General features: G+C 73.2%; 14 protein-coding genes. 6 read left to right on the forward strand and 8 right to left on the reverse strand.

Annotation, left to right across the window (positions count from 1 at the left end):
* Positions 1-32 precede the first annotated feature (32 nt).
* The 5 genes from AR3_RS03580 to AR3_RS03600 all read right to left on the reverse strand — a co-directional run bounded on the left by AR3_RS03580 (position 33) and on the right by AR3_RS03600 (position 4316).
* The gene (locus AR3_RS03580; protein WP_067908280.1) at positions 33-392 is read right to left on the reverse strand and encodes a non-heme iron oxygenase ferredoxin subunit; all 360 of its coding nucleotides are present in this window, start codon (positions 390-392) and stop codon (positions 33-35) included.
* Complete coding sequence (gene sufD / locus AR3_RS03585; RefSeq protein WP_067908283.1) at positions 392-1531, reverse strand: Fe-S cluster assembly protein SufD; 1140 nt, start codon at positions 1529-1531, stop codon at positions 392-394. The genes AR3_RS03580 and sufD overlap by 1 nt, the downstream gene beginning before the upstream one ends.
* Positions 1531-2943 (reverse strand): Fe-S cluster assembly protein SufB, encoded by a 1413-nt coding sequence (gene sufB, locus AR3_RS03590; protein WP_067908286.1) that lies wholly within the window; start codon positions 2941-2943, stop codon positions 1531-1533. Before sufB ends, sufD begins: the two co-directional genes overlap by 1 nt.
* A gap of 37 nt (positions 2944-2980) precedes the next feature.
* Positions 2981-3826 carry a helix-turn-helix transcriptional regulator gene (locus AR3_RS03595; RefSeq protein ID WP_390097859.1) on the reverse strand — a complete coding sequence of 282 codons (846 nt, stop codon included), beginning with the start codon at positions 3824-3826 and terminating at the stop codon, positions 2981-2983.
* Between the two features lie 229 nt (positions 3827-4055).
* Positions 4056-4316, reverse strand: a complete 261-nt coding sequence (locus tag AR3_RS03600) for a DUF3040 domain-containing protein (RefSeq protein WP_067908288.1) — start codon at positions 4314-4316, stop codon at positions 4056-4058.
* A gap of 169 nt (positions 4317-4485) precedes the next feature.
* Between AR3_RS03600 and AR3_RS03605 the strand changes: the two genes are divergently transcribed.
* The 5 genes from AR3_RS03605 to polX all read left to right on the forward strand — a co-directional run bounded on the left by AR3_RS03605 (position 4486) and on the right by polX (position 9833).
* A complete protein-coding gene (locus AR3_RS03605; protein WP_067908290.1) occupies positions 4486-5418 on the forward strand; it encodes an ABC transporter ATP-binding protein in 933 nt (310 codons plus the stop codon).
* Positions 5415-6212 (forward strand): ABC transporter permease, encoded by a 798-nt coding sequence (locus AR3_RS03610; protein WP_067908293.1) that lies wholly within the window; start codon positions 5415-5417, stop codon positions 6210-6212. Before AR3_RS03605 ends, AR3_RS03610 begins: the two co-directional genes overlap by 4 nt.
* Before the next feature lie 3 nt (positions 6213-6215).
* Positions 6216-7136: an EamA family transporter gene (locus AR3_RS03615; protein ID WP_067908296.1), complete on the forward strand. Its 921-nt coding sequence runs from the start codon at positions 6216-6218 to the stop codon at positions 7134-7136.
* A gap of 74 nt (positions 7137-7210) precedes the next feature.
* Positions 7211-8053: a proteasome subunit beta gene (gene prcB, locus AR3_RS03620; protein WP_067908300.1), complete on the forward strand. Its 843-nt coding sequence runs from the start codon at positions 7211-7213 to the stop codon at positions 8051-8053.
* Positions 8054-8114: 61 nt separating this feature from the next.
* The gene (gene polX, locus AR3_RS03625) at positions 8115-9833 is read left to right on the forward strand and encodes a DNA polymerase/3'-5' exonuclease PolX (RefSeq protein ID WP_067908303.1); all 1719 of its coding nucleotides are present in this window, start codon (positions 8115-8117) and stop codon (positions 9831-9833) included.
* Between the two features lie 118 nt (positions 9834-9951).
* Here the strand turns inward: polX and AR3_RS03630 are convergent, their stop codons facing one another.
* The 3 genes from AR3_RS03630 to AR3_RS03640 form a co-directional block, all read right to left on the reverse strand.
* Positions 9952-10935, reverse strand: a complete 984-nt coding sequence (locus AR3_RS03630; protein ID WP_067908474.1) for a COX15/CtaA family protein — start codon at positions 10933-10935, stop codon at positions 9952-9954.
* A gap of 55 nt (positions 10936-10990) precedes the next feature.
* The gene (locus AR3_RS03635) at positions 10991-12181 is read right to left on the reverse strand and encodes a PrsW family intramembrane metalloprotease (RefSeq protein WP_067908307.1); all 1191 of its coding nucleotides are present in this window, start codon (positions 12179-12181) and stop codon (positions 10991-10993) included.
* Between the two features lie 62 nt (positions 12182-12243).
* Entirely contained in the window at positions 12244-13236 is a 993-nt protein-coding gene (locus AR3_RS03640) for a heme o synthase (protein ID WP_174545418.1), read from the reverse strand.
* 569 nt (positions 13237-13805) lie between these two features.
* Between AR3_RS03640 and tkt the strand changes: the two genes are divergently transcribed.
* The gene (tkt, locus tag AR3_RS03645; RefSeq protein ID WP_067908310.1) at positions 13806-15932 is read left to right on the forward strand and encodes a transketolase; all 2127 of its coding nucleotides are present in this window, start codon (positions 13806-13808) and stop codon (positions 15930-15932) included.
* Positions 15933-15945 lie beyond the last annotated feature (13 nt).

Raw genomic sequence — 15945 nt, forward strand, 5'->3', positions numbered from 1 at the left:
CCGGAGCGGTCTCGGGGACGGCCGTCGGCCGTCTACTCGTCGCCTCCGTCCAGGGAGACGTAGACGTCGCCGTCCTGCACCTTCACCCGGTAGGTGGCGATCGGCTGGGTGGCGGGCGGGTTGGTGGGCTTGCCGGTGCGCAGGTCGAAGCACGAGCCGTGCAGCCAGCACTCGATCGTGCCGTCGTACACCTCGCCCTCCGACAGCGACACCTCGGCGTGCGAGCAGATGTCGTTGACCGCGAACACCTCGTCGCCGCTGCGCACCAGCGCCACCGGGGTGTCGTCGACCTCCACGCCGAGCACTCCGTCGACGGGGATGTCGGCGAGCGGGCAGACCTTGACGAAACGCCCCTCGGGGGCCTGCCCTTCGGGCTTCGGGGTAGACGGCATTACTCGTGCGCCTCCTGCTCCAGTTCGGCCTCGATCGCCTCGGCCACCTTGTCCCGCACCTCGGCAACCTCGATCTTGTCGATCAGCTGGCCGAGGAACCCGCGCACCACCATGCGGCGCGCCTCGTCCCGCGGAACGCCGCGGGACTGCAGGTAGAACAGATGCTCGTCGTCCAACCGCCCGGACGTCGAGGCGTGCCCGGCGCCCACCACCTCGCCGGTGAGGATCTCCAGGTTGGGCACCGAGTCGACCCGCGTCCCGTCGGTCAGCACCAGGTTGCGGTTCAGCTCGTAGGTGTCGGTGCCCTCGGCCTCCGCGCGGATGAGGACGTCGCCGATCCACACCGCGTGCGCGTCCTGGTCCTGCAGCGCGCCGCGGTAGTCGACGCGGCTGCGGCAATGCGGCACGGCGTGGTCGACCAGCAGCCGGTGCTCCAGGTGCTGGCCGCCGTCGGCGAAGTACACCCCGTACAGCTCGGCGTCGCCGCCGGGGCCGGTGTAGACGACCGACGGGGAGATCCGCACCAGGTCGCCGCCCAGCGACACGTTGTGCCCGGTGAAGCGGGCGTCGCGGCCGAGCCGGGCGTGCTGGTGCGACACGTGGACGCTGTCGTCGTCCCATTCCTGCAGGCTGATCACCGACAGGGACGCGCCGTCGCCCACGATGAACTCGACGTTGTCGGCGTAGGTGGCCGAGCCGCGGTGGCTGAGCACCACGGTGGCCACGGCGAACGGCTCGACCACGACGGTGGTGTGGCCGTAGGCGGCGCCGGAGGCGTCCTCGCCGCGCAGCCGCAGCACGGTCGGCGCGGACGCGACGGCCTCCTTCGGCACGGTGACCACGGTGGCGCGGTCGAACGACTCCCACGCCTGCGCGCTCACCCGGTCGGCCGGGACGTACGCGCTGCCGACGCGCTCGTCGTCGCGGCCGACGGTCTCCACCGTCACCTCGGGCGCGGCGTCGACCTCCACCACGACCTTGCCGCCCTCGGCGGCGGTGCCGTTGTGCAGGCCGCGCAGGCGGCGCAGCGGCGTGAAGCGCCACTCCTCCTCGCGCCCGGTGGGCACCTCGAAGTCGCCGACCTTGTAGGACGACCTCGCGTGCAGGCTCGACACCGGGGTGCCGGTCTGCAGGCCCATCAGCCCACCGCCCCTTCCATCTGCAGCTCGATCAGCCGGTTCAGCTCCAGCGCGTACTCCATGGGCAGCTCGCGCGCGATCGGCTCGACGAACCCGCGCACGATCATCGCCATGGCCTCGTCCTCGCTCAGGCCCCGGCTCATCAGGTAGAACAGCTGGTCCTCCGACACCTTGGAGACGGTGGCCTCGTGGCCCATCTCCACGTCGTCCTCGCGCACGTCCACGTACGGGTAGGTGTCGGACCGGCTGATCTGGTCGACCAGCAGCGCGTCGCACTTGACGGTGGACTTGCTGTGCTGGGCGCCCTCCTGGATCTGCACCAGGCCCCGGTAGGAGGTGCGGCCGCCGCCGCGCGCCACCGACTTGGACACGATGGTGGACGAGGTGTTGGGCGCGGCGTGCACCATCTTGGCGCCCGCGTCCTGGTGCTGGCCCTCGCCCGCGAACGCGATCGACAGCGTCTCGCCCTTGGCGTGCTCGCCCAGCAGGTACACCGCCGGGTACTTCATGGTGACCTTGGAGCCGATGTTGCCGTCGATCCACTCCATGGTGGCGCCCTCGTAGGCGACGGCGCGCTTGGTCACCAGGTTGTAGACGTTGTTCGACCAGTTCTGGATGGTCGTGTAGCGGCAGCGGGCGTCCTTCTTGACGATGATCTCCACGACCGCGGAGTGCAGCGAGTCCGACTTGTAGATCGGCGCGGTGCAGCCCTCGACGTAGTGCACGTAGGCGCCCTCGTCGACGATGATGAGGGTCCGCTCGAACTGGCCCATGTTCTCGGTGTTGATCCGGAAGTAGGCCTGCAGCGGGATCTCCACGTGCACGCCCGGCGGGACGTAGATGAACGAGCCGCCCGACCACACCGCGGTGTTGAGCGCGGCGAACTTGTTGTCGCCCGCGGGGATCACCGAGCCGAAGTACTCCTGGAAGATCTCCGGGTGCTCGCGCAGCCCGGTGTCGGTGTCCAGGAAGATGACGCCCTTCTGCTCCAGGTCCTCGCGGATCTTGTGGTAGACCACCTCGGACTCGTACTGGGCGGCCACGCCGGCGATCAGCCGCTGCTTCTCGGCCTCGGGGATGCCCAGCTTGTCGTAGGTGTTCTTGATGTCGGCCGGGAGCTCGTCCCAGCTCGTCGCCTGCTTCTCGGTGGAGCGGACGAAGTACTTGATGTTGTCGAAGTCGATCTCGGACAGGTCCGAGCCCCAGGTGGGCATCGGCTTCTTGGAGAACAGCCGCAGCCCCTTGAGGCGAAGGTCCAGCATCCAGTCGGGCTCGCCCTTCTTGGCCGAGATGTCGCGCACGACCTCCTCGTTCAGGCCGCGGCGCGCCGACGCGCCGGCCGTGTCGGGGTCGGCCCAACCGAACTTGTACCGATCGAGCCCCTCTAGTTCGGGGTGGGCTGCCGTCGTCATAGGGAGGTCCTCCCGGACTCCTCGTCACTGGTCATATTCACTTCGGGGAGCCGCTCCCCGCGTCCGCCGCCGCGTCCCCGGAGCGCCCCGCGGGCGCGCCCTCCGGCCGCTCGGCCGGCGGCGCCTGCGACGTGCCGGCCCCCTCGCACAGGGACCGGGGGCTCACGTGGGTCGTGCAGATGCCGTCGCCGTGGGCGATGGTCGCCAGGCGCTGGACGGGCGTGCCCAGCAGCCGGCTGAACGCCTCGGTCTCGGCCTCGCACAGCTGCGGGAACTCCGCCGCCACATGCGCGACGGGGCAGTGGTGCTGGCACAGCTGCTCGCCGCCGCCGGGACGGGGCGCCTCGGCCGCGGCGGCCGCGTACCCGTCCCCCGACAGCGCCTCGGCCAGCTTCCGGACCCGCTGGTGGGGCGGGGCCGCCTGCACGACCGGGTGGTAGCGCCGCTCCAGGTCGGCGATCTGCCGCCGGGCGAACTCGGCGACCGCGCGCTCGCCGTTCTTCTCGGCCAGGAACCGCAGGGCCGCGGTCGCCAGGTCGTCGTAGGCGTGCACGAACGCGCTGCGCCCGGCGTCGGTGATGGCGAACCATTTGGCCGGGCGGCCGCGCCCGCGGCGCGCCTGCGGCCGCGCCCGGCGAACCTCGATCATCCCCTCAGCGAGCAGCGCGTCCAGGTGCCGCCGGACGGCGGCGGGCGTCAGCCCGACCCGTTCGCCCAGCGCGGAGGCGGTGATCGGGCCGTGTTCGAGGATGAGCCGCGCCACGCGGGCACGGGTGTCGCGTTCGGCGGCGCCGTGCCGCTCACCCGGTGCCGCGGCGGGGCCCGGCGACGGCACACCGGACCGCGCGGCGGCGGCCAGCGTCCTCGTCGATCCCTCGCTCACGTTTTTCACAACATCAGTGTGCCCTAATTCCTTCCCGCCGACCAACCCGATCCCGATGTCATCGGTCACGCAGGTAAGCCTTACCTAAGTCGATCTCCGGGAGGGCGCGCGCCGCCGCGCGGGCGTTCATCCCGCGCCTCGGAAAATCACATTCGGCGAAGGCGTTTCAGAAGGCGTATCAATCGGGTGTCCGGATCAGTCGGGTGTCTGGATCAGTCGGGTGTCCGGATCAGCGACGGCGGTGCCGACCGCGCCGGCGGCCGCCGATCCCGTCGAGGTTCGCGGCGGCGACGGCGGCCACCGCGAAGCCCACCGCGAGCAGGGCGCCCGCCGCCACCGCCGGCACGGGCACCCGCCACGAAGGCCCGCCGGGCGCGCTCGGCTCGTGGCGGCCGAAGGTCGCCAGCCGCCGGGCGTAGTCCGGGTCCTCGGCGGCGGTCCGCTCGGCGAGCTCGTCCAGGATGCGTCGCTCTGACGGCGACAGCGCCATAACTTCCCCCCAACGCGAACTTGCACGTGAGCAGGCAGTTTATTGACCGAAGCCTGACCTTTGACAGCCCTCCCCCTGGTCAGGGGCGCGGCGGGCGGGTTCCGGCATGGCTCGCATATGGGGGGCACCGGTCGCCGAGCCGTCCGCGCCCGGACCTAGACTCGACTCCATGGCACCCCCCGGAGGCAACGGCAACGCGGTCGAGCTGGACGGCCTGGTCAAGCGCTACGGCCGGACCACCGCCGTGGACGGCCTGTCGCTGCGGGCCGCACGGGGAGCCGTCACCGCGCTGCTCGGCCCCAACGGCGCCGGCAAGACCACCACGATCGAGATCTGCGAGGGGTTCCGCCGCGCCGACGGGGGGACCGTCCGCGTGCTCGGCCTCGACCCGGTCGCCGACGCGCGCGCCCTCAAGCCGCGCGTCGGGGTGATGCCGCAGACCGGCGGCGTCCCCGGCACGGCCCGCGCGGGCGAGTTCCTGCGCCTGGTCGCCTCGTTCCACGCCCGCCCCCTGGACCCGGCCGCCCTGCTCGACCGGCTCGGCCTGACGGCGCACGCCCGCACGCCGGTGCGCCGCCTGTCGGGCGGGCAGCGGCAGCGCCTGTCGCTGGCGGCGGCCATCGTGGGACGCCCCGAGCTGGTGTTCCTGGACGAACCCACCGCCGGCCTGGACCCGCAGGCCCGGCACGCCACCTGGGAGCTGGTCGAGCAGCTGCGCGCCGCCGGGGTGTCGATCGTGCTGACCACGCACTACATGGACGAGGCCGAACGCCTCGCCGACCACGTCGTCATCGTCGACCGCGGCAGCGTGGTGGCCGAGGGCCGCCCGGCCGAGCTGACCGGCGCCGAGCGGCAGCTGCGCTTCCGCGCCCGTCCCGGCCTGGACCTGGAGGAGCTGCTGTCGGCCCTGCCGCCGGGCAGCGCCGCCAAGGAGTCCCCGGCCGGGCACTACCTGGTGGAGGGCGAGGTCGAGCCGGAGCTGCTGGCCACCGTCACCGCCTGGTGCGCCTCCCACGGGGTCCTGACCGAGGACCTGCGCATCGAGCGCCGCACCCTGGAGGACGTCTTCTTGGAGCTGACCGGACGGGAGCTGCGGTCATGACCTCGGCCGCCCGCGAGCCCGCGCGGCAGGGCGCCCTCGACTTCGCCCCGGCGCCGGGCGCCGCGCCCCTCCCGCGCATGATTCTCGCCCAGACCGGCTACGAGCTGCGCACCCTGCTGCGCAACGGCGAGCAGCTGCTGCTCACGCTGGTCATCCCGGTGGTGCTGCTGGCGCTGTTCGGCGGCACGTCCCTGCTGGACCTCGGGCCCGGCCCGCGCGTGGACTTCCTGGCGCCCGGGATCCTGGCCCTGGCGGTGATGTCCACCGCGTTCACCGGCCAGGCCATCGGCACCGGGTTCGAACGGCGCTACGGCGTCCTCAAACGGTTGGGCGCCACGCCGCTGCCGCGCTCCGGCCTGATCGCCGCCAAGACCCTCACGGTGATCGCGGTGGAGGTGGTGCAGGCGGCGGTCATCTGCGCGGTCGCGGCGGCCATGGGCTGGCGTCCGCACGGCGACCCGCTGTCGGTGCTGGCGCTGGTGCTGCTCGGCACCGCCGCGTTCAGCGGCTTCGGCCTGCTCATGGCCGGGACGCTGCGCGCCGAGGCCACGCTCGCCGCGGCCAACCTCGTCTACGTGCTGCTGCTGGCGGTGGGCGGCGTGGTGTTCCCGCTGGACTCCTTCCCGTCGGGGCTGCGGGACGCGCTGGGGCTGCTGCCGATCTCCGCGCTGGCCGAGGGGCTGCGCGACGTCCTGCGCGACGGCGCGGCGCTGCCCGGCGGCCCGCTGCTGGTCCTGGCGGTGTGGGCGGCCGCGGGGCTGGTCCTCGCCGCCCGGTTCTTCAAGTGGGAGTGACGCGTGGCGCTCGCTGAGGCACCCGGCTCGTACGGACGTCCCGGCGGGTTCGCCGGACGCGCGCGGCCGCTGTCCCTGGGGGCCGTGCCGCCGCCCGCGCTGATCCTGCTCGGCATCCTGTCGGTGCAGGTGGGCGCCGGGCTGGCCAAGCACATGTTCGACCGGCTGCCGCCCTCCGCGGTGGTCGCGCTGCGGCTGTGCACCTCGGCGGTGGTGCTGGCGTTCGTCACGCGCGGGGCGCTGCGGGCCGCGCTGCGCGGCCGGTCCGGGCGCGACCTGGCCGTGGTGACCGGGTTCGGGCTGACGCTGGCGCTGATGAACTTCTCCATCTACCAGTCGTTCGCCCGCATCCCGCTGGGCGTCGCGGTGACCATCGAGTTCCTGGGGCCGCTGGCCGTGGCCATCCTGGGCTCGCGGCGGCCCCGCGACGCCGTGTGGGCCGTGCTGGCATTCACGGGCGTGCTGATGCTGTCGCGCGGCGGCGACATGGACCCCGTCGGCATCGCGTTCGCCCTGGTGGCCGGGGTGTGCTGGGCGGGCTACATCCTGCTGAGCGCGGCGACCGGGCGGCGCTTCCCCGGCTCCACCGGCCTCGCCGCCGCCAGCGTGGTCGGCACCGCGGCGATCATGCCGCTCGGGGTCGCCTCGGGCGGCGGGACGCTGATCGACCCGCAGCTGCTGCTGTTCGGGTTCGGCGTGGGCCTGCTGTCGTCGGTCATCCCCTACAGCCTCGAGCTCGAGGCGCTGCGGCGCATGCCCGCGCGGGTGTTCGGCGTCCTCATGAGCCTGGAGCCGGCCGTGGCCGCCCTGATCGGCGTGGCGCTGCTGGGCGAGGTGCTGTCGGCCCGCCAGTGGGCGGCGATCGGGTGCGTGATCATCGCCTGCGTCGGCGCGACCCGCGGCCAGGAGGAGCCGTCCGCCTGAGCCGCCGCCGCGGTGGCGACGCGGCGCCGGCGCGTGAAAGGATCATCCGCAGGACGAACCGAAAGGAGCCGCCGTTGATCGGCCGCGCAGACGACCAGGGACTGCCGCCCGAGTTCTTCGAGGCGGGGACGGCGTCGTTCGTCGACTTCCTGCGCGCCCACTCCCCCGATCTGCTGCCCGTCAACCGCCTGGGACGCGACGGCGGCGCGCCGCTCGACCTGCCGCACGGCACCACCGTGCTGGCGCTGACCTACGCCGACGGCGTCATGATGGCCGGCGACCGCCGCGCCACCCGCGCCAACGAGATCGCCTACCGCGAGCTCGAGAAGGTGCAGCGGGCCGACGAGTACTCGATCGTGGCGTTCGCGGGCACCGTCGGCCTCGCGATGGAGATGGTGCGGCTGTTCCAGGTCGAGCTGGAGCACTACGAGAAGATGGAGATGTCGCGGCTGTCGCTGGCGGGCAAGGCCCGCCGCCTCGGCGCCGTCGTGCGGGCCAACCTCGCCCAGGCCATGCAGGGCCTGGCGGTGGTGCCGCTGTTCGCCGGATACGACCCCGACGAGGGCCGCGGCCGCATCTACACCTACGACATCACCGGCTCCCCGCAGGAGGCGCGCGACTTCCACGCCGAGGGGTCGGGCTCCCCCGCCGCCCGCGGCGCGCTGAAGAAGCTCTACCGGCCCGGGCTGGACGAGCGGGACGCCGCCGCGGTGTGCGTCCACGCCCTCTACGACGCCGCCGACGAGGACGCCGCCACCGGGGGCCCCGACCGGTCCCGGCGCATCTACCCCTCCATCGCGGTCGCCACCGACGACGGCTTCCGCGCCCTGTCCGCCGAGCGGGTCGGCGAGATCGTCGAGGAGGTCGTGCGGGCCCGCCACGAGCGTCCCGACGGTCCGGTCGCGCCGATCCGCTGAGCCCGCGGCGCCGCCCGCGCCCGCGCCGCGGACCGTCGGACCCGGCTCCTAGACTGCCCGTATGGCACGGGCGAACGACGAGGCCGCCGACCTCGTCCAGGAGCTGGCGGACCTGCTGTCGATCACCGGGGGCGACGCGTACAAGATCCGGGCCTACGAGAAGGCGGCGCGGGCGATCGCGGGCTACCCCGAGGACATCTCCGGGCTCGACCTGGCCGGGCTGAAGAAGATCCCCGCGGTCGGGGACGCGATCGCCAAGAAGCTGCTCGACTACCTGGCCACCGGCACCATCCGGCAGGTCGAGGAGCTGCGCGCGCAGATCCCGGCGGGCGTGCGGGCCCTGACCTCGATCCCCACGCTCGGCCCCAAGAAGGCCATGGCCCTGTACGAGGCGCTCGGCGTCTCCTCCGTGCCCGAGCTGGCCGAGGCGATCCGCCAGGGGCGGCTGCGCGACCTGAAGGGCTTCGGCGCCAAGACCGAGGAGAACATCCTGCGCGGCATCGAGCTGATGCGGCAGGCGGGCGAGCGGGTCCTCATCGACGTGGCCGCCGAGCTGGCCGAGGAGGTCGTCGGGCGGCTGGCGCAGGTCACCGGGTGCACCCGCTGCGCCTACGCCGGGTCGCTGCGCCGCATGCGCGAGACGATCGGGGACGTCGACGTCCTGGCCGCCTCCCGCGACCCGGGCCCGCTGATGGAGGCGTTCACCGCGCTGCCGTACGTCACCGAGGTCATCGCCCGCGGCGAGAAGAAGACGTCCGTGCGCACCGCCAAGGGCCTGCAGGTCGACCTGCGGGTCGTCCCGCCCGAGTCGTGGGGCGCCGCGCTGCAGTACTTCACCGGCTCGCAGGCGCACAACATCCGCACCCGGGAGATCGCCGTGCGCGCCGGGCTGAAGCTGTCGGAGTACGGGCTGTTCGACGCCGACACCGGCGAGCTCATCGTCTCGGAGACCGAGGAGGAGGTCTACCACCGCCTCGGCCTGCCGTGGATCCCTCCCCCGCTGCGCGAGGACGGCGGCGAGATCGAAGCCGCCCTGGCCGGCGAGCTGCCCCGGCTGGTCGCCGTCGAGGACCTGCGCGGCGACCTGCACAGCCACACCGACCTGACCGACGGCACCGCGTCGCTGGAGGACATGGTCGCCGCGGCCGAGCGGCGCGGCCTGGAGTACTACGCCGTCACCGACCACGCGCCCGACCTGTTCATGCAGCGCATGACCGACGAGAAGGCGCTGGCGCAGCGCGCGGCGATCCGCGCCCTGCAGGAGCGCCACCCCCGGCTGACGCTGCTGCACGGCACGGAGCTGAACATCGACCCGGACGGCGGCGTCGACTGGGACGCCGGGTTCCTCGCCGGGTTCGACGTCTGCGTGGCGTCGGTGCACTCGCACTTCACCCAGGACCGGGCCGCGATGACCCGCCGTCTCGTCCGGGCGTGCGAGAACCCGCACGTCCACGTGATCGGCCATCCCACCGCCCGCCTCCTCGGCAAGCGCCCGCCCGTCGACGCCGACTGGGACGAGGTCTTCACGGCGGCGGCCCGCACCGGCACGGCCCTGGAGATCGACGCCTTCCCCGACCGCCTGGACCTGCCCGCCGACCTGATCCGCCGCGCCAAGCGCTTCGGCGTCAAGTTCTCCATCGACACCGACGCCCACGCGGTCGGCCACCACCGCAACATCCGCTACGCCGTCGGCACCGCCCAGCGCGGCTGGCTGACCCCCGACGACGTCATCAACACCTGGCCCCTCGACCGCCTGCGCGCCTTCCTCCGCAAGCGCTGACGCCGCCCCGCCGGTGTCCACGCGCCGAACCGGAGTTCCGCGACGACACGCCGCCGTGGCGCGCCCCCGGCCGGGACCGGACGCCGGGCCGCCCCCGGGCCGTGGCGCCGCCGACGGGTCAGGCGGGCTGCGGAGCCTCGGTCGGGCCGGGAGCGGGCGCCGGAGCGGGCTGGGAGCCGCGGTCGCGGACGGCGAGGAGAAGCCGGAGGACGACGATCCACATCAGAGCGGAGCCGATCATGTGCAGCACCACCAGCGGCGCGGGGACGCCCAGGAAGTACTGGACGTAGCCGACCAGCCCCTGTCCCAGCTCCAAGGCGAACAGCGCCTGGGCCAGGCGGCGCACGGCGGGTGGCGCGTCCGTCCGGTGGAGCGCGGCCAGGAGCGCGACGGTGAGGGCGACGGTGGTCCACGCGAGGAGGCTGTGGACCCGGGTGACGTCCTCGATGTTGAAGCCGAAGCGGCGGGAGTCGGCGTCGCCGGCGTGCGGGCCGGTGCCGGTGACGACGGTGCCGACGACCAGGACGGCGCCGGTGGCGACGGTCAGCGCCCAGGCCAGGCGGCGGACCCACGGGCCGACCAGGGCGCGCGGCGGCGCGTCCCCCTCCCCGGCGCGCACCCACAGCGCCACGCAGAAGACCAGCAGCGCGGGCGACAGCAGGAAGTGCAGCGACACCGACGCCGGGTGCAGTTCGGTGAGCACCACGATGCCGCCGATGATCGCCTGCGCGACGACGCTGAGCGGCTGGGCCGCGGCGAGCAGCACCAGGTCGCGGCGGCGGGGCCGCAGCCGCAGGGCGGCGACGAACACCAGCAGGCCGATGCCCAGCACCAGGAAGGTCACCATCCGGTTGCCGAACTCGATGGCCATGTTGACCGCCGGGTGCTCGGGGCTGTGCGTGGGGACGAGGCTGTCGCCCGTGCACTTGGGCCACTTCGGGCAGCCCAGACCCGACTCGGTGACCCGTACGGCGCCGCCGGTGGCGATGATGACCGCGTTGCCGATCACGCTGAGCAGGGCGAGCAGCCGCAGCGACGCGGCGGTGGGACGCCACACGGCGTCACGGGCTCGGATCAGCGGGGACAGCACTCGATCGGACACGTCCTCATCGTATTGGCGGCTTCCGGCGACCTCGATCCGCCCCCGCCGCAACCCGTCAGAGGCCGTAGGGGCCGTGCGGCGGCACGAAGCCGGAGGGGCCCCACGGCGGCGCGGTCGGCGGCGGCGTCCGCAGGAACGCCTGCCGGGCCAGCGCCATCAGATGCAGCAGCGAGTCGCGGCGCGCGGTGAACCACTGCGGGTCGGCGACGCCGCGTTCGACGCGCTTGTGCAGCAGCGCGATCTCGGTGGCGGCGAGCTGGTAGTCGGCCATGGCGCGGGCCGCGCCGGCGCCGCCGACCATCCGCGCCCAGCGCCGGGCGTACCGCCGGGACGCCATGGACCGCAGCATCTGCACGTCCTGCGGCGTGACCAGCCCGGTGCCGGCGTACATCGGCAGGTACCGCTCGATGAGCCGGACGGTGCCGTGCCGCTCCACCGCCACCAGGACGATCAGGACGAGCAGGACGAAGAAGTCGAGGACGTAGACCACGGCGAGGCCGCCCAGCCCGAACGTCGCGGCGCCGTTCCACAGCCCGTGCAGCAGCATCGCCCCGAACAGGCCCAGCAGCGGGACGATCAGCCGGCCGTGGCGGTGCGTGGCGGCGTAGGCGACGCCGAGGCCGGTCATCGAGGTGAACAGCGGGTGGCTCAGCGGCGAGACGACCCCGCGCAGCACGAAGACGGCGCCGAGCTGGTGCGCGCCGCCCTCCTCGAAGGCGCGCATGTAGTAGGTGACGTTCTCCACCATCGCGAACCCGAGGCCGACCATGCCCGCGTAGATGAGCCCGTCGGCGACGCCGTCGATCTCGTTGCGGCGGAACCACAGCAGGCCGAACAGCACCGCGCCCTTGAGGGTCTCCTCGATCACCGGGGCGCCGACCACGGCGCTGACGACGTGCCCCTCGGCCTCGCCGAAGATCGGCACCGTGACGTAGACCATGCCCACGGTGTTGAGGACCAGCGCCCCGAGGACGGCGACCCCCGCGCCCCACATGAACGAGAACGCCAGCGTGCGCGGCGGCTCGGGCTCCAGCCGGTCCAGGCCGAGCATCAGCGCGATGAGCAGCGGGATCGGCAGCACCGCCAGGATCAGCCCGTTCCAGAAGCCGGCCCCGCCGTACAGGGCGGTGGCGCCCAGCGCCACCAAGGCGCACAGCGAGGTGGCGGTGAGCCCGACGATCAGGCCGATCGGCGGGCGCCCGGGGATCCGTCCCTCGAGCACCGCCTTGGGGTCTACGGGTGCCATGCTCGCGAGCGTAACCGGCCGGTGGACCGAGCGCTAAGCGCGCGCCGTCCGGCCGCGGATCGTCAGTGCAGCAGCGGGTCGACGGCGACGGCCGTGAACAGCAGCGCCAGGTACACGTTGGACAGGTGGAAGAAGCGCATCGGACGCAGGTGCACGCCCGTCACTCCGGCCCGGACGGCCTTGAGCAGGCGGTGCCCCTCCGCGAGGAACACCGCGCCGAGCACGGCGGCCACGGCGCCGTACACCGGGCTCATGGCGGCCACCGGCCACAGCAGCAGCGAGCACGCGACCGTGGCGTAGGTGTAGACGAGGGATTCGATCACGACCCGGCGTTCGCCGGCCACGACGGGCAGCATGGGCACCTTGGCGACCGCGTAGTCCTCGCGGTAGCGCATGGCGAGCGTCCACGTGTGCGGCGGCGTCCACAGGAACACGACGCCGAACAGCACGAACGGGGTCCAGGCGAGGTCGCCGGTGATGGCGGCCCAGCCGATGAGCACCGGCATGCACCCGGCGATGCCGCCCCAGACGACGTTCTGCGCGGTGCGCCGCTTGAGCAGCATCGAGTAGACGAAGACGTAGAAGAGGATCGCGAACGCCGACAGCCCCGCCGCGAGCGCGTTGACGGCGAGCCCGAAGCCCACCGTGGACGCCACGGCCATGACGACGCCGAAGACGAGCGTCTCGGCGGGGCTCACCTGCGCGCGGGCCAGCGGACGGCGCCGGGTGCGGCGCATCTTGGCGTCGATGTCGCGGTCGATGTAGCAGTTGATCGCGTTGGCGGCGCCGGCGGACAGGGTGCCGAACGCCAGCGTGGCCAGCACGGTGCCCAGCGGCGGCACGCCCCCGGCGGCCAGGAACATCACCGGTATGGTGGTGATCAGGAGCAGCTCGATGACGCGGGGCTTGGTCAGCGCCACGTAGGCCCGCAGCAGCTCGGGCAGCGGCCGCCGCCGGGCCGTGATCCGCGGGGCCGCCGCGGGCGCCTCGGGGGGCGTCTCGGTCGGGATCTCGTCCGCGAGATCGACCGCGTACTTGTTACTGAGCACCGTCACAATCGGTCCACGTTCGGCTAGGCATGTGATTTCGCGTACCACCCCGGCGGCGCCCCCGCGTTCTGGGTCGCACCTCGGCCCGGTGAAACGACCGCGGCCGCTGGGAGCGACCGCGCCATCACTGTAGTCCGCCCCCTCCGGAGGTCACGCACCGGGGCGCCGGACGCGCCGCCGCGGCTGCCGCCGCGCGTCCGTGGGAGGCCGCGTCCCCCGGCGGTTCACCCGGGCGGGGGGTTAGGACCGGAGGCGATCGGGCAAGGGTCGACAAGGCGGCACGCCCCCGCCGCCTGTACGGACGTCAACGGCGACGGCACGGCGGTCCGCTAGGCTCGGACCAGCGAAGCATGATCTTCACCGGTCGCGGCGGGACGCCGTCCGCGGACGACTGAGCGTTCGCGCCGCCGACGTGCGTACCGCAGGTCGGCGACGGGTCCGGACCGTGCGGGAAGAACACTCGGGCCGGGCCGCGTTGCCCAGGGGCGGGGCGATAGCGGCGCCTATCGCACACGACAATGCGCCTATCGCACACGACAAATCGAGACAGTGGTTCGAGAGGAGCCTGGCGTTCCGTGACTGGGGACAGCAGCACCTTTGAGTGGTCCGACCTGGACCGGCGGGCCGTGGACGTGATCCGCGCCCTCGCCATGGACGCGGTGGAGGAAGCGGGCTCCGGCCACCCGGGCACGGCGATGAGCCTCGCCCCCGCCGCCTACCTCCTCTTCCAGCGCTTCCTGCGCCACGACCCCACCGACCCCTCGTGGCCCGGCCGCGACCGGTTCGTGCTCTCCTGCGGGCACTCCAGCCTGACCCTGTACATCCAGCTCTACCTGTCGGGCTACCCGCTGACGCTGGACGAGCTGAAGGCGCTGCGCAAGTGGGGCAGCCTCACCCCCGGCCACCCCGAGCACGGGCACACCGCCGGCGTGGAGACCACGACCGGACCGCTGGGGCAGGGCATCGCCAACGCGGTCGGCATGGCGATGGCGGCCCGCCGCGAGCGCGGCCTGTTCGACCCCGACGCCGAGGCGGGCGCGTCCCCGTTCGACCACACCATCTGGGCGTTCTGCTCCGACGGCGACATCGAGGAGGGCATCAGCCACGAGGCCAGCGCCCTGGCCGGGCACCAGAAGCTCGGCAATCTGGTCGTCCTGTACGACGACAACCACATCTCGATCGAGGACGACACCTCGATCGCGATGTCGGAGGACGTGCTGGCCCGGTACGCCGCCTACGGCTGGGACGTGCACCGCGTCGACTGGACCGCGGACGGCGACTACCACGAGGACGTCGAGGCCCTGGCCGCCGCGCTGGAGGCCGCGCGGGCCGAGACGGACCGGCCGTCGATCATCGCGCTGCGCACGATCATCGGCTGGCCCGCGCCGAACAAGAAGAACACCGGCAAGATCCACGGCGCGGCGCTGGGCGCCGACGAGGTGGCCGCGACCAAGCGCATCCTCGGCCTGGACCCCGACAAGACGTTCGACGTGCCCGCCGACGTGCTGGCGCACGCCCGCAAGGTCGCCGACCGGGGCCGCGCGCTGCACGCCGAGTGGAGCAAGAAGTTCAAGGCGTGGCGGGAGGCCGACCCCGAGCGCGCCGCCGAGTACGACCGCATCTCCGAGCGCCGCCTGCCCGACGGCTGGACCAAGGCGCTGCCGGAGTTCGAGCCGGGCAAGGACCTGGCCACCCGCGCGGCGTCCGGGCAGGTGCTCAACGCGCTGGCGCCGGTGCTTCCGGAGCTGTGGGGCGGGTCGGCGGACCTGGCCGAGAGCAACAACACCATGATGAAGGGCGAGCCGTCCTTCATTCCCGAGGAGTTCCAGACCAAGGAGTTCTCCGGCCACCGGTACGGCCGCAACCTGCACTTCGGCGTGCGCGAGCACGCGATGGGCGCGATCTGCAACGGCATCGCGCTGCACGGCGGCACCCGCCCGTACGCCGGGACGTTCCTGGTGTTCAGCGACTACATGCGCCCCGCGGTGCGGCTCGCGGCGCTGATGAAGCTGCCGGTGACGTACGTGTGGACGCACGACTCGATCGGCCTGGGCGAGGACGGCCCGACGCACCAGCCGGTCGAGCACCTGTGGGCGCTGCGCGCCATCCCCGGGCTGGACGTGGTGCGTCCCGCCGACGCCAACGAGACCGCGGTGGCCTGGCGCACGATCCTGGAGCACGGCGACCGCCCGGCCGGGCTGTGCCTGACCCGGCAGAAGGTGCCGACGTTCGAGCGCGGCAACGGGCTGGCGTCGGCCGAGGGCGTCGCCAAGGGCGGGTACGTGCTGGCCGAGGCGGGCGGCGGCCGCCCCCAGGTGATCCTCATCGCCACGGGCAGCGAGGTGCAGCTGGCGCTGGAGGCGCGGGAGATCCTGGAGGCCGAGGGCACGCCGACGCGCGTGGTGTCGATGCCGTGCGTGGAGTGGTTCGAGGCGCAGGACGACGCCTACAAGCAGCAGGTGCTGCCGCCGTCGGTGCTGGCCCGGGTCTCGGTGGAGGCCGGGGTGGCGCTCGGGTGGCGCGACTACATCGGCGACGCGGGCGAGTCGGTCAGCCTGGAGCACTTCGGGGCGTCGGCCGACTACAGGACGCTGTTCGAGCAGTTCGGGCTGACCGCCGAGCGGGTGGTGGCGGCCGCCAAGGCCAGCCTGATCAAGGCGCACGCGGAGGGCGCCGGCCGCGGTGAGACCACCGGCAACTGAGCGCCGTATCCCC

This window comes from Actinomadura rubrobrunea NBRC 15275 (assembly GCF_001552235.1).
Lineage (GTDB): Bacteria > Actinomycetota > Actinomycetes > Streptosporangiales > Streptosporangiaceae > Spirillospora > Spirillospora viridilutea.